Origin of the sequence: Streptomyces griseiscabiei (assembly GCF_020010925.1) — a bacterium.
GTDB classification, from domain to species: domain Bacteria; phylum Actinomycetota; class Actinomycetes; order Streptomycetales; family Streptomycetaceae; genus Streptomyces; species Streptomyces griseiscabiei.
On the sequence record NZ_JAGJBZ010000001.1, the window covers coordinates 3,059,331 to 3,083,096 of the forward strand.

Annotated in this window: 22 protein-coding genes; 10 read left to right on the forward strand and 12 right to left on the reverse strand. The window is 72.3% G+C overall.

The genetic code is table 11. The features are described 5' to 3' along the window. The 6 genes from J8M51_RS13270 (at position 1) to J8M51_RS13295 (ending at position 6,015) form a co-directional block, all read left to right on the forward strand. Positions 1 to 1,062, forward strand: a complete 1,062-nt coding sequence (locus tag J8M51_RS13270; protein WP_086758200.1) for an ABC transporter permease — start codon at positions 1 to 3, stop codon at positions 1,060 to 1,062. Further along, the gene (locus tag J8M51_RS13275; protein ID WP_086758206.1) at positions 1,062 to 1,967 is read left to right on the forward strand and encodes an ABC transporter permease; all 906 of its coding nucleotides are present in this window, start codon (positions 1,062 to 1,064) and stop codon (positions 1,965 to 1,967) included. Before J8M51_RS13270 ends, J8M51_RS13275 begins: the two co-directional genes overlap by 1 nt. After that, positions 1,964 to 2,776: a nucleoside phosphorylase gene (locus J8M51_RS13280; RefSeq protein ID WP_086758199.1), complete on the forward strand. Its 813-nt coding sequence runs from the start codon at positions 1,964 to 1,966 to the stop codon at positions 2,774 to 2,776. The genes J8M51_RS13275 and J8M51_RS13280 overlap by 4 nt, the downstream gene beginning before the upstream one ends. After that, positions 2,773 to 4,071 (forward strand): amidohydrolase, encoded by a 1,299-nt coding sequence (locus J8M51_RS13285; protein WP_086758197.1) that lies wholly within the window; start codon positions 2,773 to 2,775, stop codon positions 4,069 to 4,071. Before J8M51_RS13280 ends, J8M51_RS13285 begins: the two co-directional genes overlap by 4 nt. Before the next feature lie 103 nt (positions 4,072 to 4,174). Continuing rightward, positions 4,175 to 4,846: a FadR/GntR family transcriptional regulator gene (locus tag J8M51_RS13290; protein ID WP_086758196.1), complete on the forward strand. Its 672-nt coding sequence runs from the start codon at positions 4,175 to 4,177 to the stop codon at positions 4,844 to 4,846. Between the two features lie 158 nt (positions 4,847 to 5,004). Continuing rightward, positions 5,005 to 6,015 (forward strand): PAC2 family protein, encoded by a 1,011-nt coding sequence (locus J8M51_RS13295; protein ID WP_086758194.1) that lies wholly within the window; start codon positions 5,005 to 5,007, stop codon positions 6,013 to 6,015. 142 nt (positions 6,016 to 6,157) lie between these two features. Here J8M51_RS13295 and J8M51_RS13300 read toward each other — a convergent pair whose 3' ends face one another. The 5 genes from J8M51_RS13300 to J8M51_RS13320 all read right to left on the reverse strand — a co-directional run bounded on the left by J8M51_RS13300 (position 6,158) and on the right by J8M51_RS13320 (position 11,065). Continuing rightward, the gene (locus J8M51_RS13300) at positions 6,158 to 7,192 is read right to left on the reverse strand and encodes an SMP-30/gluconolactonase/LRE family protein (RefSeq protein ID WP_267299181.1); all 1,035 of its coding nucleotides are present in this window, start codon (positions 7,190 to 7,192) and stop codon (positions 6,158 to 6,160) included. Between the two features lie 249 nt (positions 7,193 to 7,441). Beyond that, positions 7,442 to 8,671: a cysteine--1-D-myo-inosityl 2-amino-2-deoxy-alpha-D-glucopyranoside ligase gene (mshC, locus tag J8M51_RS13305; protein WP_267299182.1), complete on the reverse strand. Its 1,230-nt coding sequence runs from the start codon at positions 8,669 to 8,671 to the stop codon at positions 7,442 to 7,444. Between the two features lie 169 nt (positions 8,672 to 8,840). Next, positions 8,841 to 9,728 (reverse strand): SCO1664 family protein, encoded by an 888-nt coding sequence (locus J8M51_RS13310; protein ID WP_086755161.1) that lies wholly within the window; start codon positions 9,726 to 9,728, stop codon positions 8,841 to 8,843. Next, on the reverse strand, positions 9,692 to 10,282 hold the full coding sequence (locus J8M51_RS13315) for a DUF3090 domain-containing protein (RefSeq protein ID WP_086755160.1): 591 nt from the start codon (positions 10,280 to 10,282) through the stop codon (positions 9,692 to 9,694). Before J8M51_RS13315 ends, J8M51_RS13310 begins: the two co-directional genes overlap by 37 nt. Before the next feature lie 96 nt (positions 10,283 to 10,378). Next, on the reverse strand, positions 10,379 to 11,065 hold the full coding sequence (locus tag J8M51_RS13320) for a histidine phosphatase family protein (protein WP_086755159.1): 687 nt from the start codon (positions 11,063 to 11,065) through the stop codon (positions 10,379 to 10,381). An 89-nt stretch (positions 11,066 to 11,154) separates the two neighbouring features. Here J8M51_RS13320 and corA point away from each other — a divergent pair, with 89 nt between their 5' ends. Continuing rightward, the gene (corA, locus tag J8M51_RS13325) at positions 11,155 to 12,147 is read left to right on the forward strand and encodes a magnesium/cobalt transporter CorA (protein ID WP_179203044.1); all 993 of its coding nucleotides are present in this window, start codon (positions 11,155 to 11,157) and stop codon (positions 12,145 to 12,147) included. A 310-nt stretch (positions 12,148 to 12,457) separates the two neighbouring features. Here corA and J8M51_RS13330 read toward each other — a convergent pair whose 3' ends face one another. The 3 genes from J8M51_RS13330 to J8M51_RS13340 form a co-directional block, all read right to left on the reverse strand. Further along, positions 12,458 to 13,246 (reverse strand): hypothetical protein, encoded by a 789-nt coding sequence (locus J8M51_RS13330; RefSeq protein ID WP_086755157.1) that lies wholly within the window; start codon positions 13,244 to 13,246, stop codon positions 12,458 to 12,460. A 279-nt stretch (positions 13,247 to 13,525) separates the two neighbouring features. Continuing rightward, positions 13,526 to 14,581, reverse strand: coding sequence for an LLM class F420-dependent oxidoreductase (locus J8M51_RS13335; protein WP_086755156.1), 1,056 nt, complete (start codon positions 14,579 to 14,581; stop codon positions 13,526 to 13,528). Between the two features lie 164 nt (positions 14,582 to 14,745). Next, positions 14,746 to 16,332, reverse strand: a complete 1,587-nt coding sequence (locus J8M51_RS13340; protein WP_267299183.1) for an ISL3 family transposase — start codon at positions 16,330 to 16,332, stop codon at positions 14,746 to 14,748. A gap of 133 nt (positions 16,333 to 16,465) precedes the next feature. On the opposite strand from J8M51_RS13340, the gene J8M51_RS13345 reads away from it, so the two are divergent. Then, the gene (locus J8M51_RS13345; protein ID WP_086755267.1) at positions 16,466 to 17,449 is read left to right on the forward strand and encodes an aldo/keto reductase; all 984 of its coding nucleotides are present in this window, start codon (positions 16,466 to 16,468) and stop codon (positions 17,447 to 17,449) included. Further along, positions 17,446 to 19,740 carry a helix-hairpin-helix domain-containing protein gene (locus J8M51_RS13350; protein ID WP_086755266.1) on the forward strand — a complete coding sequence of 765 codons (2,295 nt, stop codon included), beginning with the start codon at positions 17,446 to 17,448 and terminating at the stop codon, positions 19,738 to 19,740. Before J8M51_RS13345 ends, J8M51_RS13350 begins: the two co-directional genes overlap by 4 nt. A 65-nt stretch (positions 19,741 to 19,805) precedes the next feature. Here J8M51_RS13350 and J8M51_RS13355 read toward each other — a convergent pair whose 3' ends face one another. Next, positions 19,806 to 20,495, reverse strand: a complete 690-nt coding sequence (locus J8M51_RS13355; protein WP_086755265.1) for a hypothetical protein — start codon at positions 20,493 to 20,495, stop codon at positions 19,806 to 19,808. 48 nt (positions 20,496 to 20,543) lie between these two features. Here J8M51_RS13355 and J8M51_RS13360 point away from each other — a divergent pair, with 48 nt between their 5' ends. Continuing rightward, the gene (locus J8M51_RS13360; RefSeq protein WP_005485166.1) at positions 20,544 to 20,732 is read left to right on the forward strand and encodes a DUF5703 family protein; all 189 of its coding nucleotides are present in this window, start codon (positions 20,544 to 20,546) and stop codon (positions 20,730 to 20,732) included. Positions 20,733 to 20,803: 71 nt separating this feature from the next. On the opposite strand, the gene J8M51_RS46115 is transcribed toward J8M51_RS13360, so the two are convergent. From J8M51_RS46115 to J8M51_RS13385, 3 genes are all read right to left on the reverse strand, one after another. Then, entirely contained in the window at positions 20,804 to 21,742 is a 939-nt protein-coding gene (locus tag J8M51_RS46115) for a chaplin (protein ID WP_086755264.1), read from the reverse strand. 132 nt (positions 21,743 to 21,874) lie between these two features. Further along, a complete protein-coding gene (gene chpH / locus J8M51_RS13380) occupies positions 21,875 to 22,108 on the reverse strand; it encodes a chaplin ChpH (protein WP_033531632.1) in 234 nt (77 codons plus the stop codon). Positions 22,109 to 22,265: 157 nt separating this feature from the next. Then, complete coding sequence (locus J8M51_RS13385) at positions 22,266 to 23,591, reverse strand: M20/M25/M40 family metallo-hydrolase (RefSeq protein ID WP_086755263.1); 1,326 nt, start codon at positions 23,589 to 23,591, stop codon at positions 22,266 to 22,268. Positions 23,592 to 23,766: the final 175 nt, after the last annotated feature.

Here is a 23,766-nt window from a genome sequence, read left to right on the forward strand (position 1 = left end):
ATGAACCGCATACCCGGCGGCCGTGCGACGGCCGCCCTCCGCTCCCCCGTCGCGTTCTCCGTCGTCGCCGGTGTCGTCGTCGGCGCCCTGTTCCTGCTGGGCACGGGCGCCGATCCGCTGACCGCGTACGGCGCCGTCCTGACCGGCTCGCTCGGCGCGGACGGCATCGGCTCGACGCTGACCACCGGCACGAGTGTGCTCGGCATGGCCCTGGCGCTGGCGATCCCGCTGCGCGCCGGGCTGATCAACCTCGGCGGTGACGGACAGCTGGTCCTAGGGGGCATCACGGCCGCCGTCACCGGCCTGTACTCGCCGCTCCCGGCACCGCTCACCGTCGTCCTCGCCCTGCTGGCGGGCATGGCCGCCGGTGCCGCGTACGCCGCGCTCGCCGCGCTCTGCGAGAACAGGCTGGGTGTTCCGCTGCTGGTCAGCAGCCTGCTGCTGAGCTATCCGGCGGTGTCGCTCGCCTCCTGGCTGGCCCGCTATCCGCTCAAGGAGCCAGGGTCCAGCCTCCCCCAGACCCGCCGGCTCCCGGAGGGGGTCGCGCTGCCCGCGTTCGGTGCGTCGACGGTGACCGTGGGGCTGCTGCTGGTGCTCCTCGCGGCAGCCGCGTACTGGTTCACGGACCGGCGCACGGCGCTCGGCTACGAGATCCGGATGACCGGCCTCAACCCGCGTTTCACCGCGTACGCCGGTGTGGAGCGCGCGGGGCTGACGCTCCGGCTGACGTCCGTGTCGGGCGCGCTCGCCGGGCTCGTCGGGGCGATCGGGGTGCTGAGCTTCCCGTACCGCTTCCTGGACGGCTCGCTCACCGCGCCCGGCTACACCTGGACGGGGCTGACGGCCGCGCTCCTCGCGGCGGCGGCGCCGCTCGGCACGCTCCTCGCCTCGTTCTTCTTCGCGGTCCTCCAGGTCGGCGGGCTGTCGATGGAGCGGACGACGGAGGTGCCGCGCGAGCTGACGCAGGTGCTCCAGGCCGTCGTCATCGTGTTCCTGGCGGCCCGGCTGCGGTTCCCGCGGCGGTGGTCCGGCGGGCGGAACCGGCGGAAGGCGGCCGTGTGATGTTCTTCGACTCCGATCTGCTGATGTCGGCGCTGCGCGCCCTCACCCCGATCCTGCTGGCCGCGCTCGGCGGCGCCCTGTGCGAGCGTGCGGGCGTCTTCAACATCGGCCTCGAGGGCATGATGCTGCTGGGCTGCTTCACGGCGGTGACGACCAGCTGGTTCACCGGCAGCCCCTGGCTCGGTGTCCTCGCGGCGGTCCTCGCGGCAGCGGCGTACTCCCTGGTCCTGGCCGTCGGCGCGGTGACCCTGCGCGGCGACGCGGTGGTCCTCGGCATCGCCATGAACCTGCTCGCCGTCGGCCTGACCAGCTTCCTGCTGCGCACGGTCTTCGGCGTCCAGGGCACCTTCGACGATCCGTCACTCGCGGGACTGCCCCTGATCGGGGGGCTCTCCCCGCTGGCCTATCTGGCGTGGGCCGCCGTCGGTGTGGCCGCGCTCGTCCTGTCCCGCCATGTGTGGGGGCTGCGGCTGCGCGGGGTCGGCGAGGCACCGGACGCGGCGGCCACGCTCGGGGTGAGCCCCACCGGGTACAAGTACGCGGCGGTGCTCGTCTCCGGTGTACTGTGCGGACTCGCGGGCGCCCAACTCGCCCTGGGGAACGTCACGTTGTTCTCCGAGAACATGACGGCCGGGCGGGGCTGGATCGCCGTGGTCGCCGTGCTGCTCGGCCGCGCGCTGCCGCTGGGCGTCCTGCTCGCCGCGCTCCTCTTCGGTCTCGCCGAGGCCGCCGGCTTCCGCCTGCAGGGGCTCGGTCTGCCGCAGCAGGCGACGGACGCCGCCCCGTACGTCGTCACGCTCGGCGCCCTCTTCCTGACGACGGCCCGCCGCCGACGCCGGAGCCCCCGCGCCGCCGCGGGCAGCACCGGCACCGACCACCCCAACCGCTCTGGAGCCACCGCATGACACAGGACCTGCTGCCCATCACCCGGATACCCAGGGCCGGGCTGCCGCCGCGCGCGGTCGTGGTCGGCGACCCGGCGCGCGCCGCGGCCGTCGCCGCGCTGCTGGACGGCGCCGAGGAGGTGTCGTACCACCGTGAGTACCGGGTGTTCAGCGGGAGTTGGAAGGGCGTGCCGGTCGTCGTCGCCTCGCACGGGGTGGGCGGTCCCGGCGCGATCCTGCTGTTCCAGGAGCTGGCGGACGCGGGGGTCCGCACCTTCCTGCGGTTCGGCACGGCGGGCGCGATGCGGCCCGGGATCGGCGACGGCGACCTGGTGATCGCGGAGGCGGCCGTACGCGACGACGGGGTGACCCGGCAGCTGCTGCCGCCCGAGTACCCGGCGGTCTCCGCCCCCGAGGCGGTCATCGCGCTCCAGCGCGCCGCCCGTGAGGTGGGAGCACCGCATCACCGGGGCATCGTATGGACGAGGGCGGCCTTCCAGCCCGGGCTGATCCCGCTCGACGCGTACGACCGTGCCGGGCTCGCCGCCATCGAGATGGAGCTGTCCGCGCTGTATGTGACGGCGTCGCTGCGCGGTCTGGTCGCGGGCGGGGTGCTCGTCGTGGACGGCGTGAACGCCGACGAACTGGTCGACGAGGAGGCCACCGGCGGTTACGACCCGCACCGCGAGGTCGTCGCGCTCGGGGTGGAGCGCGGGGCGGTCGTGGCGCTGGAGGCACTGCGGCTGCTGGCGGAGGAGTACGCGTTCGAAGGGGCCGGGTCCGAGGGGACCGGGTCCGGGGCAGACGGCTTCGAGGGGGACGCCGCGTGAGCGAGTACGTCGATCTGCTGGTCCACGGCGGTGACGTCCTGACCGTCGACGAGGCCGGAACTCTCGTACGGGGCGGCGCGGTCGCCGTGCGCGAGGGGGAGATCGTCGCGGTCGGACCGGCGGAGGAGATCCGTGCGGCCCACACGGCGGCGGAGACCGTCGACGCCTCGGGCTGCCTGGTGCTCCCCGGGCTCGTCAACACCCACACCCATCTGGCGATGACCCTGCTGCGGGGACGCGCGGACGACGTCACCCTCCAGGGGTTCCTGGAGCGGGTGCTGCGCTGGGAGGCGGAGCTGCTGTCGCCGAAGAACGTGGCGGCGGCGGTCCGGGTCGCGATCGCCGAGAGCCTGCGGGCCGGGGTGACGTCCGCGCTGGACATGTACTGGTTCCACGAGGCGGCCGAGCGGGTCGCGCGCGAGGCGGGCTGGCGGCTGCACACGGGCCCGACCTTCATGGACGTGCCCGACCCCGCCGACGGCCTGGAGTACGGGCAGCGGCTGGAGTGGGCCCGCCGGGACCTCGCCGACCGCTCCCGCCGCCCGGGCACGCGCCCGGTGCTGTTCGCGCACTCGGCGTACACGCTCGGCCCGGACCAGCTGGTCGACATCGCCGCCCTGGCACGGGAGTTCGGGGCGCTGCTGCACATCCACGCGGCGGAGAACGCCACCGAGGTCGCCATGGTCGAGGTGCGGTACGGCAGGCGCCCGGTGGAACTGCTGGACTCGCTCGGGCTGCTCGGCCCCGATCTGCTGCTGGCCCACGCGGTGGACCTCACCGGCCCGGAGATCGCGGCGCTGGCCCGGACCGGGACCTCGGTGGCGCACTGCCCGGTGTCGAACCTGAAGCTGGGCTGCGGGATCGCCCCGGTGCCCCGGCTGCTGAGCGCGGGCGTCACCGTCGGGCTGGGCACGGACGGGGCGGTCAGCTCGAACACGCTGGACGTGCTGGGTGCCGTACGGCAGGCCGCGCTGGTGCACAAGGCGGCCGGGGACCCCACGGCGGTCGGTGCCGAGCAGGCGGTGCGCATGGCCACGATCGAGGGCGCCCGCGCGCTGGGCCTCGGCGACCACCTGGGCTCCCTGGAGCCGGGCAAGCGGGCCGACCTGATCGTGCTCGACCTGGGCGGACCCCATCTGCGACCGCGCCACGACCCCTGGTCCACCCTCGCCTACGCCGCGCACTCGGCGGACGTGCGGGACACGGTCGTGGAGGGGCGGGTGCTGATGCGCGACCGGGTCCTCACCACCGTCGACGAGGCCGCCGCCCTGGCGGATCTGGAGGCTTTGGCCTGATAGAGGCGCTGGAGCCCCCATAATGACCTGAGACATCGGATGTCTGTACGACCGGGACGACCGGGACGACCAAGAGCGACAGGGAACGACAGGGAGGGCCGCCATGGCAGTCACCGACGAGGCGATCGAGAAGATCAAGGGCATGATCGTCTCCGGCGCGCTGCGCCCCGGCGACCGGCTCCCCAAGGAGAGCGAGCTGGCCGCCGATCTGGGGCTGTCCCGCAACTCCCTGCGCGAGGCCGTGCGCGCCCTGTCGTTGATCCGCATCCTGGACGTACGGCAGGGCGACGGCACCTATGTGACCAGCCTCGATCCCCAACTCCTCCTCGAAGCGCTGAGTTTCGTCGTCGACTTCCACCGCGACGACACGGTCCTGGAGTTCCTCGCCGTGCGCCGCATACTGGAACCGGCGGCCACGGCGATGGCCGCGCTGAAGATCAGCGAACAGCAACTGGACGCGCTGACGTCCCAGTTGGACAAGCTCGGCACCGAGCCGTCGGTGGAGGAACTGGTCGCCTGCGACCTGGAGTTCCACCGGGGCATCGTGCAGAGTTCCGGCAACTCCGTGCTCTGTTCGCTCCTCGACGGTCTGTCGGGCCCCACGACCCGGGCCCGTATCTGGCGCGGTCTGACCCAGGAGGACGCCGTCAGCCGGACCCTGCACGAGCACCGCGCCATCCTGACCGCCCTCCGCGACCGCGACGCCGACGCCGCCCGCTCCTGGGCGACGGTGCACATCGCGAGCGTGGAGCAGTGGCTGCGGTCGACGCTGTGAGAAGTTGATCACTTGGAACCCTGGCGACCGGCGCGTGTTCCGGCCGTGCGATCGGGGCATTGATCCGTTCACTCCCCCGTACAAGGGGGCTGCGGAGGGCCCCTCGGCACGCCGTAAGGTTGGGGCGTACGCGAGGGCACGTCGGAAGGAGGCGCTGGGTGATCGAGCTGGAGGGGGTTCCCGAGCTGATCGACCCAGTGATGGTGGCCGCGTTCGAAGGCTGGAACGACGCCGGCGACGCCGCCTCCACCGCGGTCGCGCATCTGGACCGGGAATGGAAGGGCGAGGTGTTCGCGGCGCTGGACGCCGAGGACTACTACGACTTCCAGGTGAACCGTCCCACGGTGTGGCTGGACGGCGGTGTACGGAAGATCACCTGGCCGACGACAAGGTTGTCGGTGGTCAGGATCGGCGGCGACAAGCCCCGCGATCTCGTACTCGTCCGAGGCATCGAGCCGTCGATGCGCTGGCGCTCGTTCTGCAACGAGCTGCTGGGCTTCGCCCACGAACTGGGTGTCGAACTGGTCGTCATCATGGGCGCGCTGCTCGGGGACACCCCGCACACGCGTCCGGTCCCGGTCAGTGGTGTCACGTCCGACCCCGATCTGGCACAGCGCATGGATCTGGAGGAGACCAAGTACGAGGGCCCCACGGGCATCGTCGGCATCCTCCAGGAGGCGTGCACGCACGCGGGTGTCCCGGCGGTCTCGCTGTGGGCCGCGGTGCCGCACTACGTCTCGCAGCCGCCGAACCCGAAGGCGACGCTGGCCCTCCTGAACCGGCTGGAGGACCTGATCGACGTACGCATCCCGCTGGGCGAACTGCCCGAGGACGCGCGCGCCTGGCAGGTGGGCGTGGACCAGCTGGCCGCGGAGGACAGCGAGGTCGCCGAGTACGTGCAGACGCTGGAGGAGGCCCGGGACACGGCGGAGCTGCCGGAGGCGTCGGGCGAGGCGATCGCCCGGGAGTTCGAGCGGTATCTGCGGCGGCGCGACGGGGGGCCCGGCTCCGCCGGTCCGGCCGGGGGGCATGCCACGGCTGACGGGGGTGACACGGGCTCCGGGGCGTGGAACCCCAAGGAGAACCCCGGGGGGCGGACACGGCCGCCGAAGCCGTCGCGGCCGGAGGCCGAAGCCGAGACCGAGGATGACGATTCGTCGGACGAGTAGAGCCCGCCGGTTCCGCAGGAGGACGCTGCGCGGGATCTGCGAGTTCGTTGTGGCTGGTCGCGCCCACGCGGCGGAGCCGCACATCGAGTACAGCCCCGCGCCCCTTCGGGCGCGGGGCTGTGGGCCCGGAGTCACCAGTTGCTCAGCGTTTGACCGACACCACCGCGTAGCTCGTCTCCGGGGTCGGGGTCGTCGTGAAGCGGGCGTTGGGGAGGTAGAGGCGGTTCCTGTGGGCCGCGACCGTCGTCGGGACGTCGAATTCGGCGTCGCTGAGGCGGCCCTCGAAGATGCCGCTGCGTCCGTCGTCGGAGAGCTGGAAGACGTCGATCGCGTTCTGGCGGTTCTGGACGACGTAGAGCCGCCGGCCGAGGAGCAGCAGGCCGTCGCCGTTGGTGAGGGGCGCCGCGTCGCCCAGGTCGACGAGGGTCGTGACCCCGGTCCTCGGGTCGACCCGGTGGAGTCCGCCCGCGCCGGACTGGACGACCAGGAGGGCCTTGCCGTCCGGGGTGCGGGTGATGCCGTTGGCGTTGACGACCTCGCCGGGGGTCTGGGTCCAGGCACCGCCCAGCGTGACCGTGACGACGTCGTCCGGAGCCGGCAGCCGGCCGTTCCGGCCGAGCGGCAGGGCGTACAGGGCGGGCTGGAACGAGTCGGTGAACCAGGCGGCGCCCGCCGTGAGGAAGACGTCGTTGGCGAAGGTCGGTGTCTTCGTGGTCAGCGTGTACGAGGCGATGATCTCGCCGGTGCGGGCGTCCACGACACGGGCGCCCTGACCGCGTCCGGCGACGAACAGCCGTCCCCGGTCGTCGAGTTTGAGCCCGACGGAGGGCGTACCGGGGCCCGCGGAGACGATACGGCCCTCGCCGGTGCGCAGGTCGGCCCGGTAGATCGAGCCGTCGCCCAGGGAGCCCAGGTAGGCGTAGGGGCCGGCGCCGATGGTGATGCCCTCGGGGCGGAAGCCGTCGGGCAGCGGGAGGAGGTCGGGCCAGGTGTCCTCGGAGGCGGGTCCCGGGACGGCGGACGAGGCGGAGGCGCTCGCCGCCGAGGAGCCGACGAGCAGTGCGCCGGCGGTGGCGGCGGACGTGGTGAGCAGTCTTCGCCGACTGAGGTGGGGGGTGGTGGGGGGTGGCGCGGAGTAGGGGGACTGCGCGGAATGCGGGGGTTGCGGGGGTGCCACGGTGCGTCCCTTCCACGAAGGGACCGGCAGCTGGCCGGTCCGGCTTCAACTGACGTCTGTCACCCCATCACATGCCGACCGGCCCTGCAGCGCTTCGCAATCGACCGACAGCGCCTTGACAGCCCCGGAACGGCTTCTGAGGGGATTGCGACGAAAGGGCGCCTTCTCCGGCCGGAGTCCGGCCGGAGAAGGCGCCCTGCTGTCAGGAGAAGGCGCCCTACTGCCGGACGCCTGTGCAGAGTCGTTACTTCACAGGGCCACCCCGAGGAGCGCGTCCACCGCGCGTGACACGACACCGGGCGCGCCCTCGTCCGTACCGCCCCGCTCCGCCTGGAGCGCGGCCCAGCGGTCGACCGCGGCGAGGGCGGCCGGCGCGTCCAGGTCGTTCGCGAGGGCCTCGCGGATCTCCTCGACCAGGGCCTCGGCGGGCGGTCCGTCGGGCCGGGAGACGGCGGCGCGCCACCGGCCGAGGCGGGCGACGGCGTCCCGGAGCACCTGGTCGGTCCACTCCCAGTCGGCCCGGTAGTGGTGGGCGAGGAGCGCGAGGCGTATCGCGGCCGGGTCGACCCCGTCGCGGCGCAGCCTGGAGACGAAGACCAGGTTGCCCTTGGACTTCGACATCTTCTCGCCGTCCAGCGCGACCATGCCGGCGTGCACGTACGCCTTGGCCATGGGGAACTCGCCGGTCAGCGCCTGCGCGTGCGAGGCGCCCATCTCGTGGTGCGGGAAGGCGAGGTCGGAGCCGCCGCCCTGGACGTCGAAGCCCATGCCGAGGTGGTCCAGGGCGATGGCGACGCACTCGATGTGCCAGCCGGGGCGGCCCCGGCCGAGGGAGCCGCCGTCCCAGCTGGGCTCGCCCTCGCGCGCGGCCATCCACAGCATCGGGTCGAGCGGGTTCTTCTTCCCGGCTCGCTCCGGGTCGCCGCCGCGCTCCGCGGAGAGCAGCCGCATGGTGGCGGCGTCCAGGCGCGAGACCTTGCCGAAGTCCGGGTCGGACTCGACGGAGAAGTAGATGTCGCCCTCGAGTTCGTAGGCGGCACCGGAGTCGAGGAGCCGTTCGACGAGCGGGACGATGCCGGGGATGGCCTCGACCGCGCCGATGTAGTGGCGCGGCGGGAGCATCCGCAGGGCGGTCATGTCCTCGCGGAAGAGGGCGGTCTCCTTCTCGGCGAGGGCCACCCAGTCGATGGAGTCGCGCGCGGCCCGCTCCAGCAGGGGGTCGTCGACGTCCGTCACGTTCTGGACGTAGTGAACCTGCCGCTTGGTGTCGAGCCACACGCGCTGGACGAGGTCGAACGCGTTGTAGGTCGCCGCGTGACCCATGTGGGTCGCGTCGTACGGGGTGATTCCGCAGACGTAGATACGGGCGACGAGACCGGGGTCAAGGGTGATGAGCCCATCGGTCGCGGTGTCGTGGATCCGAAGGTCGCGGCCCTTGCCGGGCAGGGCGGGGACCTCAGAAGCGGGCCAGGCATGCATGTCACGAGCCTAACCCGATCCCCGCGCGGCTATGCGGGGTCCCTCCGGGGGATCGGCGGGGGCGCCTTCCGGCTCGGGGGTACGGGCTGTCCTGCGGCTTACGCCCGTACGTGGCTGATCGCGCAGTTCCCCGCGCCCCTGACGGGGCGCGGGGGCCCCGGCCGTCATGTCAGACCGGGGGCCAGGGGATCGCCGGCCAGTCGCCGCTGGGCTCGGGGTGACGGCCGCTCTTCAGCAGCGCGGCGACCCGCTCCCGGGTGGCGTCCAGCTCGGCCGGTGTGATCAACGCGACGAGCTTCGCGGCCAGCGCCCCGCCCTCGCCGAGGGCGTCCCGCAGTCCTGCCAGGACCTCCAGGGCCTCGTCCGTGAGCGGTTCCCCGGCCCACCCCCACAGCAGCGTCCGCAGCTTGTTCTCGGCGTTGAAGGTGACCCCGTGGTCGATGCCGTAGAGGCGCCCCTCTGCGGCCGGCAGCAGATGCCCGCCCTTGCGGTCCGCGTTGTTGACGACCGCGTCCAGCACGGCGAGCCGCCGCAGCCGGGGATCGTCGGCGTGCACGAGGAGCGCGGTCCTCCCCTCACCGACCTCGGCGAACCCGACCGCCTTCCAGCCCTCCCCGGCCTCCTCGCCGTCCACCAGGGCCAGCAGCTCGGACCCGGCCTCGCCCTCGATCCACAGCTGGCACATGCCCTCCCCGTACGGCCCGTCCCGCAGCACCGTGGGCGGTACGAGCCCCCAGCCGGTCGCCTCGGACACCGCGTACGCGGCGACCTCCCGCTGCGCGAGCGTCCCGTCGGGGAAGTCCCACAGGGGCCGCTCCCCGGCGACGGGCTTGTAGACGCAGGCCGTCTCCCGCCCGTCGTACGAGACCGTGCAGTAGAGCACCGCGTTGGACGCCTCCCGCACCCGCCCCCGTACGGTCAACTCGCCCTCGGCGAGCAGCGTGACGAGGGAGCCGTCGGACGGCTGGGCGGGTGCCCCGGTGGACGACGGCGACGTGGCGGAGGACTCGGCGGAGGAGGTCACGCGTCGCGCCGGTATCCGTTCTGGCGCGGACATACGTGTCCCTCCGGATCGAGCGGCAGACTGCACAGCGGGCACGGCGGGCGCCCCGCGTTGACGACGTCGAGGGCCCGCTTGGCGAAGGCGCGGGCCTGGGTGCCGGTGAGACGGACACGGAGCATCGGCGGGCCGTTCTCCTCGTCCTGGAGCATCCGCTCCTCCGCCTCGGCCAGGTCCTCCTCGGAGTCCGCGTCCAGCTCCACCAGGGCCTGGGCCTCGACGATCATCCGCTCCTCGTCGCCGTCCCAGGCCAGCGCCATCGTGCCGACCCGGAACTCCTCCTCGACAGGGGCCTCCAGCGGCGCCGTGTCCGACACCTCGGTGGGGGCGACGGCCGGCACCGCGGCGCTGCCGCCGCTGCGCCGCACGACCTCGTCCAGCAGTTCGTCCATGCGTTCGGCGAGCGCGGCGACCTGGGTCTTCTCCAGGGCGACGCTGGTCACACGCTGCCCCGAGGAGGCTTGCAGGAAGAAGGTCCGGCGCCCGGGCAGCCCGACCGTACCGGCCACGAAGCGGTCCGGGGGGTCGTAGAGGAACACCTGACGGGACACGTCCTGTCTCCATTGGAATCGACGTCGGGACCGGCCGCGCCGGATGCTGACTGGTTCAGCTCCGCCGCGACCGCTTCACCCTACTGCGGTTGACGATCACGGTGCCCCCGCACCGCCCCCGACGGTCGCGTCACCGCTCGGGGGCTCCTCGCGCGGCGCCAGGGACGAGAAGTCCCCGGTGTCGCCGAGGCGGACGAGAAACGGCCTGAGTCGTGTGTAACGGATCGCGGTGATGGAACACGGTTCCACAGAGATCCGCTGGAAGAGGTCCAGATGAAGTCCGAGTGCGTCCGCCACGAGCGACTTGATGATGTCGCCGTGCGAACACATCAGATACACGGCGTCGGCCCCGTGTTCACGCTCCACGCGCGCGTTCCACTCCCGTACCGCCTCCGCGGCCCGGTGCTGCATCGCCCGCATCGACTCGCCGCCGGGGAACTCGACGGCCGTCGGATGCGTCTGCACGACTCCCATCAGCGGCTCGTCGGCCAGCTCCGCGAGCTTGCGGCCGGACCAGTCGCCGTAGTGGCACTCGCCGATGCGTTCGTCGGTGTGCGCGGTGAGGTCGGGCCGGGCGTCGAGGAGCGGGCGAATCGTTTCCTGGCAGCGCTGGAGCGGGCTGCTGACCACCTCGGCGATCGGCAGCCCGGCGAGCCGGCCGGGCAGCGCCGCGGCCTGCGCGGAGCCTCGCTCGTCGAGTGCGATCCCGGGCGTCCACCCGGCGAGCACTCCCTCGGTGTTGGCGGTGGACCGTCCGTGCCGGACAAGGATCAACGTGGGCATGCGCCCCAGCCTAGGCGCACCCGGAAACACGCACGGCAGGGGCGTACGCCGGGGTGCGTTTCCGGCCGGGCGGCGGGAGGATGCACAGCGTGATCGTCGACTGCGCCATCTATCGTGACGGGCGCCGGACGGAAGGCCCCGCGGACCTCTCCGACGCCCTGTCGCAGTGCCGCGCGGTGGGCGAGGCGTTCGTCTGGATCGGCCTGTACGAGCCGACGGAGGACGAGTTCGCCCAGGTCACCGAGGAGTTCGCGCTGCATCCGCTGGCCGTCGAGGACGCGCTCAAGGCACATCAGCGACCCAAGCTGGAGGTGTACGACGACTCCCTGTTCGTGGTCCTCAAGCCGGTGGAGTACGAGCCGGAGAACGACGTCGTCTCGGCCGGCGAGGTCATGGTCTTCATCGGCGACTCGTTCGTGGTGACCGTGCGCCACGGCGAACAGGCACCGCTCGCGGCCGTGCGCCGCCGGCTGGAGGCGGAGCCCGAGATGCTCCGGCACGGCCCGACCGCGGTGCTGTACTCGATCGCCGACGCCGTGGTGGACCACTACGTGGACGTGGCGAGCGAGCTGGGCACCGACCTGGAGGAGCTGGAGACGGAGGTGTTCTCCCCGGCCTCCGGCGGCTCACGGCACACGGCGTCCGGCATCTACGCCTTCAAACGGCAGATCCTGGAGTTCCGCCGGGCCACGGGCCCCCTCGCGCAGCCGCTGGCCCGGCTCGCGGGTGTGCTCGGCGGCCGGGTGCCGTTCGTCCCCGACGCGGCGCGGCCGTTCTTCCGCGATGTGAACGACCACCTCACGCGCGTGAACGAGACGGTCGAGGGGCTGGACCGGCTGGTCTCCGACATCCTCTCGGCGCATCTGGCGCAGATGAGCGTCCGCCAGAACGACGACGTCCGGAAGATCTCCGCCTGGGCGGCGATGGCCGCGGTCCCCACGATGGTCGCGGGCGTCTACGGCATGAACTTCGACCACATGCCCGAACTGCACTGGGTGTGGGCGTACCCGGCGCTGATCGGCACGCTGGTCGTGCTGGAGTTCGCGCTGCACCGGCTCTTCAAGCGGCGGGGCTGGCTGTAGCGGACGGCACGCGCGCGGGGCGGCTGTCGGGCTCCACGCGCGCGTGCCGGGCCGCCCGTCCTAGGGCGTGTCCGCAAAGTCCCGCCTGCCCCGCGGCGCCTGGCACGCTCCCCCACTCCCGGCTGCGCCCGAGCGGGAGGGGCCCCCACCACCGCACCGGGCGAAAACCCAAGTACATCCAGTACGAGGGCTTCCGCCCGGCATGCCGAGAGCACGCTCCCCCAGTCTCGGCTTCGCTCGACCGGGAGGTACCCCCACGACGCCGCGGGGCCCGCCCTCCGGGCGGACGACGGGACTTTGCGGACACGCCCTAGGCGAACTCGGGGGCCGCCGTCGCCGGGCCGCCGAGGGCGTCACGGCGTTCCGGCATCTCCAGGGTGACCATGCGGCGCCAGCCGAAGGCCCGCTCGTAGGCGTACACGGCGTGGATGCCCGCGGCGAGGACGGCCGCCTTCGCCCTGGGCCAGCCCAGGATGCGGCCCATGCGGTCCATCACGGCGAGGCTGACGTCCCGGTAGACGGCGATCTCCGCGAGGGCGCACTCGCGCAGGGTCCGCTGGATGAGACGGCCGTGCCCGGCGGCGGCGTAGCGCAGCAGTTCCTCGTGGGTGTAGGCGAGGTGGTTGTCCTCGTCGTCGGAGATCATCCGGACGGCCTTGCCGATCTCGGGGTGGGTCTCGAAGTGCTTGCGGAGCATCACCATCTGGTCGGCGGCCCGCTGTTCGGTGACCCGGCTGTGGGACAGGTAGACGATGATGTCGCGCGCCGAGAGGGCCTGGTCGGCCTTGAGCTTGTCGTGTGCGAGACCGATGCCCTTGCGCTCCAGCAGCATGGTGTAGTCGGTCTCGGGCGGGACCTCGGTGGGCTGGAGGCCGCGCTTCTTCATCAGGGCGTTGAAGATCCGCCCGTGCTTGTCCTCGTCGGCGCCGTGACGGGTGATCTTGGGGGCGAGCGCGCGCTCGCTGGGCGGGACGAGCGCGGCGATGCGCGCGTTCTCCCAGCCGCCCTGTGTCTCCCCGCTGGCGGCGATGGAGCAGAACAGCCGGAACGACTCGTCGTCGTCGATGATCTCCTGGAACAGACTCTTGGCCGAAAGCATCGAAAGACACCTCTCTGCAGGGGGCCTGGCAGGGGCCTGCAGAAAACGAGTCAAATGGGGTACCAGGAGCCGGGCAACAGCTGTGTCGGACAAATCCGCCGAACGAAGGAGGCCGGGGCGGCGCGGGGGCGTAACCGGACAGGCCGTGCCGCGTTGTCCCGGGTGACGGCCGTGGCGGGGAAGACCCCCGAGCCCCCACCACGGCCGTAGTGCTTCCGCGTCGGCCGCTCCGGCCCTGTTCCGGCCCTCGTCGGCCGTTGCGCCGTTCGGGTCAGCGGGTCACGCGAGTCCGGCCCGTTCCATGGCCTCCGAGCCGGCCCGGAGCGAGGCGATCCGCTCGTCCAGGGTGAAGCCCGCGGGGGCGAGGGTGAGGGTGGTGACCCCGGCGGCGGCGTAGGCCTTCATCCGGTCGGCGATGCGCTCGACGGACCCGAGCAGCGTGGTCTGGTCGATCAGCTCGTGCGGGACGGCCGCCGCGGCCCCGGTCTTGTCGCCGGCCAGGTACTTGTCCTGGATCTCGGCGGCCTCCTTCTCGTAGCCCATGCGCCGGGCGAGCTGGTTGTAGAAGTTCTGCTTGCGGCTGCCCATGCCGCCGACGTACAGCGCGGTGTACGGGCGGAAGGTGTCGGCGAGCGTCGTGACGTCCTTGTCGTCGCCGACGGCCAGCGGCAGGGTCGGGCAGACGTCGAACCCGTCGAGGGTCTTGCCGGCCTTCTCCCGGCCCGCCCGCAGGTACGTGATCGCCGTGTCCTCCAGGTGCGCGGCCGAGGGGAAGATCAGCAGGGCGCCGTCGGCGATCTCGCCGGTCTGCTCCAGGTTCTTGGGGCCGATCGCGGCGATGTACAGCGGGATGTGCTCACGGGTGGGGTGCACGGTCAGCTTCAGCGGCTTGCCGGGGCCGCCGGGCAGCGGCAGCGTCCAGTGCTCGCCGTCGTGCGACAGGCGCTCACGGGTCATCGCCTTGCGGACGATCTCCACGTACTCGCGGGTGCGGGCGAGCGGCTTGTCGAACTTGACGCCGTACCAGCCCTCGGAGACCTGCGGTCCGGAGACGCCGAGGCCGAGGCGGAAACGGCCGCCGGAGAGCGAGTCCAGGGTCGCGGCCGTCATCGCGGTCATCGCGGGCTGGCGGGCCGGGATCTGGAAGATCGCCGAACCCACGTCGATCCGCTCGGTCTTGGCCGCGACCCAGCTGAGCACGGTGGCGGCGTCCGAGCCGTACGCCTCCGCCGCCCAGCACACCGCGTAGCCCAGCCGGTCGGCCTCCTGGGCCACGGCCAGGTTGTCCGCGTCCATTCCGGCGCCCCAGTAGCCGAGGTTGATCCCGAGCTTCATTGAGACCCGCCCTTCCCTTACCGATCAGTAACGTCCCTTGTGGCGCCGACCCTACCGGGGGATGCGGCTGTCGGGCGGGTGCGGGTGGATTGTGGCTGGTCGCTCACGACGGGCGCACCGTGGGGAAATCGGTGGTTCAGGCCGCGATTCCGTGAATCCGCAGATCATGATCGGAGCAGGATTCGGGTGCGGAGGAGGCGGAACGAGGCTCGGCCGTACATGGTCCGCTTGATGGTCTTGATGCGGTTGACGTGGCCTTCGACGATGCCCGAACTCCACGGCAGTGTGAGGCCGGCGGTGACCGCGTCGAGGTCGAGGCACAGACTCTGCGCGAAGGACAAGACCGGGGCGGGTGCGTCGTGCTCGGCTTGGCGGACCCACTCCAAGAGCCGGTGACCGCGCCGGTGTTGGACCAGGTCGTGGAAGGTCCAGGCGAGGTCGCAGGCCCGGGCGATGTCCGGGCACGCCAGCCGGACTTTGAGGAGTTCGTCCTCCTCTTGGTGCTTCAGGGCACTGCGGGGAACCATGATCCAAGTGGTGATCTTGCGTGGGCTCGGGATGGCTCCGCGGGCGGGTTCGACGGTCCCGGTCTTGAGTCCGGCCACGTAACGGCGCACGGGTAGATCGCTGCCCTGGTAGCCGCGTTGGCGGATCTCGCGGAAGAGGTCGGTCGGGCTGGTCACGCCGTCGGTGAACCGTTCGGTGAGGTAGGCGGTGAACGGCTCCAGCACTCCCTTGGGGCGGCCGCACCGGGCGGAGGCCAGCAGCTCGTCGAGGCCGGTGTCGCGGAAGTGGCGGACGGTCTTGCGGTCCAGGTGCAGTCGCCGGGCGATCTCGGAGATGGTGTGCCCCTGTGCCAGCAGGCGGTGGATGTCCGAGTACCGGTCGACGGTACGGACGGCCATCTTTGTGGGCGGCAGAGTCGGCGGAGGAAGCGGATTGATGATCCGCCTGGGCTTTGCGTCTTGGTCGGCTTCGGCCTGTTTGCGCAGGCAGGGGCGGTGCTGGTGGCATGTCTTCTCGACCGCGGAGGAGAGGTTGTGCAGCAGGTGCCATCGGTCGGCGACCTCCTGAGCGCCGGGGGCGGCGTCGCGGACGGCCTTGGAGTAGGCGCTGGCCCGGTCCCTGCAGATGATCTCCGCGCCGGGGTGTTCACGCAGCCAGGCAGCGAAGGTCACCGCGTCCCGGTCCGGCAGGACGTCCACGACCTGGGCCGCCTCGATGTCGACCAGGACGGTGCCGTAACGCCAGCCCTTGCGGAAGGCGAACTCGTCAACACCCAGCACCCGAGGCGACCGCTCGGGCACTGCCGGGGCAGTGAGCAACCCCAGCAGGTAGGTGCGGCCGGTGGGTAACTGCAGGGCCTGGCACAGGCGTTCACCTGGGCGTCCGCCCAGGAACGTTGCGATGGCCTGCATCCATCGCCGCAGCCCGACGCTGTGACGCCGGTACCGCTCGCTCAGCTCCGAGACCTGCTCGACGAACGTCCGCCGGCGGCACTCGGGCCGGTCGCAGAAGAACCGACGCACGCTGAGCGAGATGGCCAACGGCCGTCCCGCAGCCGGGCGTTCGGCTATCCGGCGCACGTATCGAGAGTGCACGCGACGTCCCGGACAGCCGCAGTCTGGACAGGGAGGTGGTCGCCCGCATGACGTGGCCTCGACGGCGACTCTCTCTGCAGTGACGTGCACCGCCGTGACTCGCACATCGATCCCGGGAAACAGCACATCCTCGACCGCCACAACCCCCATGCCAGGGCAATCCCCACAAGAAACGTTCCCGCAGTCGGGCGATGACCTGGGGATTCACGGAATCGCGGCCTGAACCAAATCGGTTATCCACAGGCCCCCACGTGGCGAACTCCGGCCAGTAATGTCGGCGTTCATGGAGCAGAGGCATCTCGGCCGTACCGGCCTGCGCGTGTCCCGGATCGGGCTCGGCACCCTGACGTGGGGCCGCGACACGGACGAGCATGACGCCGCGGACATGTTGAAGCTGTTCTGGGAGGCGGGCGGAAGCCTCGTCGACACGGCCGACGTGTACGGGGACGGCGAGGCGGAGTATCTGCTCGGGCAGTTGATGGACGGGCTGGTGCCCCGCCGTGACCTTGTCATCTCCACGAAGGCCGGCAGCGTCCCGGACCCCGACCGCCGTTTCGACGGCTCCCGGGGCCACCTCCTCGCCGCCCTGGACGCCTCCCTGGCCCGGCTGGGCACGGACTACGTCGACGTGTGGCACATCCACGCCTACGACCCCGAGACCCCGCTCGACGAAACGCTCCAGGCCCTCGACCTGGCCGTCAGCAGCGGCCGCGCCCGCTACGCCGGGGTCTCCAACTTCTGCGGCTGGCAGCTGGCGAAGGCGGCCACCTGGCAGCTCGCGGCCCCCGGCATACGCACCCGTCTGGCCAGTACGCAGCTGGAGTACTCCCTGCTGCAGCGCGGCGTCGAGCGCGAGGTGCTGCCCGCCGCGCTGGACCTGGGCATCGGTCTGCTCCCCTCCTCGCCGCTGGGCCGCGGGGTGCTGACCGCCAAGTACCGCCACATCACGCCCCCGGACTCACGGGGCGGCTCGGAGCACATGGCGCCGTTCGTCGCGCCGTACCTCGACGAGACGGCGACGAGCATCGTGGACGCGGTACAGACCGCCGCGGACGGCCTCGCCGTGACCCCGATCCAGGTGGCCCTCGCCTGGGTGCGCGACCGGCCCGGGGTGGCCGCGCCCATCATCGGCGCGCGCAACGCGCTGCAGCTCGCGGGGGCACTGTCAGTGGAGACCCTTAGTCTTCCTGACGAGATCTGCCGGGCCCTCGACGATGTGTCGGCGCCCGTGCACCGCTATCCCGATCACGACTGGAGCACGCTGTGAGCACGGAGCCCGCGACCACGGAGCCGGACGAGCCGGGGGGACGGGGCGACGGGACCCCTGCCGACGGCACCACCGCGCCCGGTGAAGGGGACCCGGCGGCGGACAGCGAGTCCGCGCAGACCGCGAAAGCCACGGAAGCGGACGGCGCAGAGGCGGACGGCACCGAGACGGACGGCACCGAGGCCGCCCCGGCCGGGACCACCTCCGAAGCCGCCCCCGAAGTCTCCGAGGCACAGGCCGAGTTGGCGGCTCAGCGACTGGAGCGGGAGCGGATCGAGCGGCGAAAGGCGGAGAAGTCGGCGCCGATCACGAGCGGGGCCAAGCTCAGCGGGACGGCCGCCGATCTGCTGGCCGCCGTACGGGCGGTGGAGGGCGGCCGGAAACCCACGGCGACCGCCTTCGACGAGCCGGAGCCCGCGCCGCGCAGGCCCGCGCCCGAGCCGGTGCGGGAGCCCCGGCCCATGACGCCCGCGCCCGGTGCGGCGGCCCCGTCGGGCGAGACCCTCGACGCGGTGCGCGCGGTGCTGGCCGACGGCGGCGCCCCCGAGGCACTGGTGCCCCAGGTCGCCGAGGCGCTCGGCGAGGGCGCCGGGGCCCGACTGCGCGAGGATCCCTGGCAGTTGCTGCGGGTTCCGGGCGTACGGCCGGAGCAGGCGGACGGGTTCGCGCGGGCACTGCTCGGCGCGGAGTGCCGCCCGGACGACGAGCGGCGGGGCCGGGCGGTCACCGTGTGGCTGCTGGAGCAGGCGGCCGTCGCCGGTCATACGGCGCTGGAGGCGCCGGCCCTGGTCGCGGCGCTCGCCCGGCGTTCCGTGCCCGATCCCGACGAGGCCGTCCAGAGCACCGTGGCCGAGGGTGAGGCCCTGGTCTTCCAGGACGCGCTGGACGACACCCCGCACACGACACGGTCGGCCCCCGTGGACGCCGGCCCGGACGCGGGCGGCGACGAGACGGAGGAGGAGCGCCCGGTCCGTGTCCTCATCGGTCTGGAGCGTTACGCCCTCGCCGAGGAGAGCCTCGCCGACGGGCTCGCCCGGGTCGTGAACTCCCTGCCCAAGGAGGACCCGGCCGGCTGGGAGTCGGCGGCGGCCTCGGCGCCGCGTTCCGCCGCCGAGCTGATCCGCGCCGTCGCCGGACACGGACTCGTGCTGCACACGGGCGGCGAGGCGGCCCGCGCCGAACCGGCTGCGCTGGTCACGGCCGCCCGGACGCTCGGGCTGCGGGCGTACGCGGCGACGCACAGCGCGGACGGCGGACGGCGGTTCGCCGCGCGCCTGGACTCAGCCGAGAGCGGCGACTCCGCCGGGGGCGGCGACACCGAGGAGGGCGCCGCCCCCGCCGTGGCGACCCTCGCCGGGCTGCTCTCCGGTGCCGAGGGACCCGGCCGTGATGTGGACGGCGCGCTCGCCCTCGACCTGCTCGTGGTGCTGGACGCGCCCCAGCTGGACGTGGAGACCGCCGCCCTGCTGGCCGAGTCGCTGCCCGACGGGGCCCGGCTGGTGCTCAGCGGCGACCCGGGGGTGCTGTGGTCCGCCGGGCCCGGCCGGGTCTTCGCGGATCTGCTCGCCGCCCGTACCTGCCCCCAGGTCGCCTCGCGGACACCCGACTTCGGGCCCGTCGGCGAGCTGGTCTCCGGGATCGGGATCGGCGAGCTGAACCAGGTCGACGCGCCCGGCAAGGAGGTCGTGATCGTGCCGGTGCGGGACGCGGGCGAGGCGGTGCACCGGACCGCCCAGCTCGTCGTGGACTCGGTGCCCAGGGCGTTCGGGATCACCGCCGAGGAGGTGCAGGTGATCACCCCCGGACACGGGGGCGCGGCGGGGACACGCGCGCTCAACGCCGCGCTCAAGGAACGGCTGAACCCCGGGCCCGGCCGCTTCGGCGGGTTCGACCCGGGCGACCGCGTGGCCTACTCCCCCGCGCCGGGCCGTACGACACCGGGCCGGGTGGTGAGGGCCGACGCCGAGGGGCTGCATCTGGAGTGCGCGGGCGTGGCCGTCGTCGTCCCGAAGGAGCGGGTCGAGCAGAGGGTGCGGCACGGGTGGGCGCTGACCGCGCACCAGGCGGTGGGGCAGCGATGGCCGGCGGCGGTCGTGGTGCTGCCGGGGGACGCGGCGCAGGTCCTCAGCCGCCCCTGGGTCTACACGGCCTTCGGCCGGGCCGAGCGGCATCTGTCCGTGGTGCACGGGGTGGAGCAGGCCCTGCCCCACGCGGTCGCCGAGGTGCCGGCGAAGCCCCGCACCACCCGGCTGCCGGCGTTGCTGAGGGCCCAGGTGCCGGCGGCGGATTGACGAGAGCGCGCCCCTGGGGCGGCCCGCGGGGCCGTCTTCAGGGGCGCGGGGCCGTCTCGAACCCCCTACCGGTCCGCGTCGATCGGTTCCAGGTCCTCGTCCTCGTCCAGCTCCGCGACGAGCACGACGTCGTCGTCCAGGTCGTCGTCCTCCACGTCGTCGTCGAAGACGGCGCTGACGTCGAAGCGGCAGACGACCCGCTGGGGATCGACCTGTTCGAAGGGTGCCTCCAGCCACTCCCCCGGTTCGGCGGTGTCGTCAGCGGCGGTCACCCAGAGCGTGGAGTCGCCCTCCTCGAGGCCGAACTCCTTGTGCCGGGAGGCGATCTCGTCGGGCTCGAACTCACCGAACAGCAGCCCCAGCGCGCCGTGCACGGTGCTCGCGGCCCCCTCCGGGCCGACCGGCTCCTCCGCGGCCTCCACCCGCTGCGCCTGCGCCAGCAACCGCTGCGGCTCGGCCACCGTGTAGTCCCGGCGGATCAGCACGCTGAGCGCGCCGGGTTCCCCGGGGCCGGTGTACGGCGGCATGTCCTCGGTGCCGGGGATCTCGAAGGGAGTGACCTCGTCGTAGCGGTCGTAGAGCAGTTCGTCGTACTCCTCGGCGGCGGCGGCCAGCTCGTTGAACGCTTCGTAGACGGCCGGGTCGTCCTCACCCGACCGGCGTTCGACCGCGGCCAGGTGGCGGTCGAGCGCGGTCTTGACCGCCTCGGCGGCGGCGCGTACCTCGGCAGCGGTGGGCTGCGCAGCATCAGACATAGTGCAGACGCTATCCGTACCGGGCCCCAGCCCGCACAATAGATACCGATGCCGGAATACGAATTTGTCGACGTGTACGTACCGCGCGGGGTTTCCCGCAAGGACGCCACACGCCTGCTGACGGACCATGCCGAGTACGGACACTGGGAGTTGGACCGACTGAGCCTGCTGCGTGATGGCAGCCGCAGGGTGCGGTTGCGCCGACGGATCATCCGCCAGGTGCGCGCCACGTGGTGAGTGGGCGGAACTGAGACGGAGCGGGCCCCGCTGGTGCGGGGCCCGCTCCGTTCGCGGGTGCCGGTCAGGCGCTACAGCGCGGCGGCCCGTGCCTTGCGGTAGATCAGGGCGCCCCCGATCAGTGCGCCCGCGCCCAGCGGGAGCGCGAGGCCCAGCGGCAGTTCCGCGCCGGTCTGGGCGAGCTGCGCGGCACCGTCGGGCCGGCTGACGCTCTGCGTGCCCGGGGTGTTGGTGTCCCCGCGGGAGACCTCACCGTCGGGCTTGCCCGGCTGGACCGGCTTGGTCGGTACCTGCGGGGACGCCTCCTCGGAGTCGCCCGGCGGGTTCTGGTGGCCGTCGTCCGGGGTCTCGGGCGCCCCTCCGCCGCCCGGGTTCCCGCAGTCGTTGCCGAAGACGCCGTTGCCGACACCGATCACGCTGACGGTGTTGCCGCACAGGTTGACCGGAACGTGCACCGGGACCTGCACGGTGTTGCCGGAGCCCACACCCGGCGAGCCACTGGTGTGGCCGTCCGCCTGGGAGCCGCCGTGCGAGGAGCCGTAGCCGCCATCGCCAACGCCACCGTTGTGGCAGTCGTTGTCAGTGGCGGGGTTGCCGATGCCGAGGACGTCGACGCTGTTGCCGCACACGTTGACCGGAACGTGCACCGGCACCTGGACGACATTGCCGGACGCCACACCCGGCGAGTCACTGGCGTGACCGGAGGCCTGGGAGCCGCCGCCGTGGCCGCCCCCACCGTGGCCGCCGCCACGGGCGTGCTTGCCGCCTCCGCCGTTGGAACACTTGTTGCCTGCCGCCGGGTTGAGCAGTCCGACCACGCTCACCGTGTTGCCGCAGACATTGACCTCGGCTTCCACCGGCGCCTGCACGGTGTTGCCGGAGAGCACGCCGGGTGAGTTGGTGGCGGAGCCCTGCGCGCCGGCGTCGGCGTGCGCCGCACCGCCCGCCGCGGCGAGGACTCCGGACGCGGCCGCCACCGTCATGAGGCCTTTGCGGGTGACCTGTCGCATTGCTGAATTACCTGCCTTAGCCCTATGTTCTGATCTTTTACACCTTGCCGGGATACCGGTCGGCCCCGGAGTGCATGGCGCGCACTCCGGGGCCGACGGTTATTTCAGACCCTCACCTGGTGAGGCACAACGTCACTTGTTGATGCAGGTGTTGCCGAAGGCGGGGTTCAGCAGCCCGATCACCGAGATCGTGTTGCCGCACACGTTCACGGGGACGTGAACCGGCACCTGGACGACGTTGCCGGACGCGACACCCGGGGAGCCGACGGCGGCACCCTGGGCCCCGGCGTCGGCGACGGCCAGACCCGCGCCCGCGAGAACCAGACCACCGGTGGCTGCCGCAGCGGCGACGACCTTCTTGAGCATTATTCCTCCTTGTTGGCAAAGCGACCCCAAGTAGCGAGTCGCATCACCTGTAACGAGGAGGGAGTAATGGAGCTACGAGCTTATGGTCGGATTCACCCGTCACGGTTGATCTTCGTACGCGCGACCGAATAAGCGTCGAATCTCAATACCGGGCCGATCAGGACGCGTCGATGAAACGGTCGAGCACGCGTACGCCGAACTTCAGCCCCTCCACCGGCACCCGCTCGTCCACACCGTGGAACATCCCCGCGAAGTCCAGCTCCGGCGGCAACTTCAGCGGCGCGAACCCGAAACCGCGGATACCGAGGTCGTCGAAGGACTTGGCGTCCGTACCGCCGGAGAGCATGTACGGGACCGCCTTCGCGCCCGGGTCCTCGGCGAGCAGCGCGGACTGCATGGCGTCGACGATCGTCCCGTCGAAGGACGTCTCCAGCGCCTTGTCCGAGTGCGTGTCCTCGCGCCGCACGTTCGGGCCGAGGATCCTGTCGAGGTCGGCGAGGAACTCCTCCTCGAAGCCCGGCAGGAACCGCCCGTCGACATGGGCGGTGGCCTCGCCCGGGATGACGTTGACCTTGTAGCCGGCGCCGAGCTGCGTCGGGTTGGCGGTGTTGCGCAGGGTCGCGCCGATGAGCTTGGCGATACCGCCGAGCCGGGCGAGGGTGCCCTCCATGTCCTCCGGGTCGAGCGTGGTGCCGAGCGCGTCGCCGAGTTCGTCGAGGAAGGCCCGGGTGGTCTTGGTGACCCGGACCGGGAACTGGTGGCGGCCGAGGCGGGCGACGGCCTCCGACAGCTCGGTGATGGCGTTGTCCCGGTGGATCATCGAGCCGTGGCCGGCCGTACCGGCCACCGTGAGCTTCATCCAGTGCATGCCCTTCTCGGCCGTCTGGATCAGGTAGAGCCGCCGCTGCTCGTTCACCGTGAAGGAGAACCCGCCGACCTCGCTGATCGCCTCGGTGACGCCCTCGAAGAGATCGGCGTGGTTCTTCACGAGGTGCTTCGCCCCGTAGGTGCCGCCGGCCTCCTCGTCGGCGAGGAAGGCGAGCACGATGTCGCGCGGGGGCTTGCGGCCGCTGCGCAGCCGGTCGCGGACGACCGCCAGCGTCATCGCGTCCATGTCCTTCATGTCGACGGCGCCCCGGCCCCACACACAGCCGTCCGCGACCTCGCCGGAGAAGGGGTGGTGGGTCCAGTCCGCCGCGTTGGCCGGGACGACGTCGGTGTGGCCGTGGATCAGCAGCGCGGGCCGGGACGGGTCCTCGCCCTCGATACGGGCCACCGTCGAGGCGCGGCCCGGGTGCGACTCGAAGATCTTCGGCTCCAGCCCCACCTCGGCCAGCTTCTCGGCGACCCACTCGGCGGCCTCGCGCTCACCCGGGCCCGAGTGGTCGCCGAAGTTGCTGGTGTCGATCCGGATCAGCTCGCGGCAGAGGTCGACGACCTCGTCCTCGCCGGTCACGTGCCTGCCCGTGTCCGTCTCACTCACGCTGGTTCCTCCCGCTGTCGCTGCTGGTGGTTCCCCCTCATCCTCCTCCTGCCCGGCGGTCCGCCCCAAGACCGGGACCGGCCCGTCACAAGCCGTTCACGCCCGCCCGCCCCCGGGAACAGGGTGTGATCGGGGGCCTCGGAAAGCCTGGTAATGTTTTCCTCGTCGCCGCGGG

What these genes read in the sequence shown, in the direction of transcription:
- J8M51_RS13270 (WP_086758200.1), top strand. Translation starts at nt 1, where the DNA reads ATGAACCGCATACCCGGCGGCCGTGCGACGGCCGCCCTCCGCTCCCCC.
- J8M51_RS13275 (WP_086758206.1), top strand. Translation starts at nt 1,062, where the DNA reads ATGTTCTTCGACTCCGATCTGCTGATGTCGGCGCTGCGCGCCCTCACC.
- J8M51_RS13280 (WP_086758199.1), top strand. Translation starts at nt 1,964, where the DNA reads ATGACACAGGACCTGCTGCCCATCACCCGGATACCCAGGGCCGGGCTG.
- J8M51_RS13290 (WP_086758196.1), top strand. Translation starts at nt 4,175, where the DNA reads ATGGCAGTCACCGACGAGGCGATCGAGAAGATCAAGGGCATGATCGTC.
- mshC (WP_267299182.1), bottom strand. Translation starts at nt 8,671, where the DNA reads ATGCATGCCTGGCCCGCTTCTGAGGTCCCCGCCCTGCCCGGCAAGGGC.
- J8M51_RS13310 (WP_086755161.1), bottom strand. Translation starts at nt 9,728, where the DNA reads ATGTCCGCGCCAGAACGGATACCGGCGCGACGCGTGACCTCCTCCGCC.
- J8M51_RS13320 (WP_086755159.1), bottom strand. Translation starts at nt 11,065, where the DNA reads ATGCCCACGTTGATCCTTGTCCGGCACGGACGGTCCACCGCCAACACC.
- J8M51_RS13330 (WP_086755157.1), bottom strand. Translation starts at nt 13,246, where the DNA reads ATGCTTTCGGCCAAGAGTCTGTTCCAGGAGATCATCGACGACGACGAG.
- J8M51_RS13335 (WP_086755156.1), bottom strand. Translation starts at nt 14,581, where the DNA reads ATGAAGCTCGGGATCAACCTCGGCTACTGGGGCGCCGGAATGGACGCG.
- J8M51_RS13340 (WP_267299183.1), bottom strand. Translation starts at nt 16,332, where the DNA reads ATGGGGGTTGTGGCGGTCGAGGATGTGCTGTTTCCCGGGATCGATGTG.
- J8M51_RS13345 (WP_086755267.1), top strand. Translation starts at nt 16,466, where the DNA reads ATGGAGCAGAGGCATCTCGGCCGTACCGGCCTGCGCGTGTCCCGGATC.
- J8M51_RS13355 (WP_086755265.1), bottom strand. Translation starts at nt 20,495, where the DNA reads ATGTCTGATGCTGCGCAGCCCACCGCTGCCGAGGTACGCGCCGCCGCC.
- J8M51_RS13360 (WP_005485166.1), top strand. Translation starts at nt 20,544, where the DNA reads ATGCCGGAATACGAATTTGTCGACGTGTACGTACCGCGCGGGGTTTCC.
- J8M51_RS46115 (WP_086755264.1), bottom strand. Translation starts at nt 21,742, where the DNA reads ATGCGACAGGTCACCCGCAAAGGCCTCATGACGGTGGCGGCCGCGTCC.
- chpH (WP_033531632.1), bottom strand. Translation starts at nt 22,108, where the DNA reads ATGCTCAAGAAGGTCGTCGCCGCTGCGGCAGCCACCGGTGGTCTGGTT.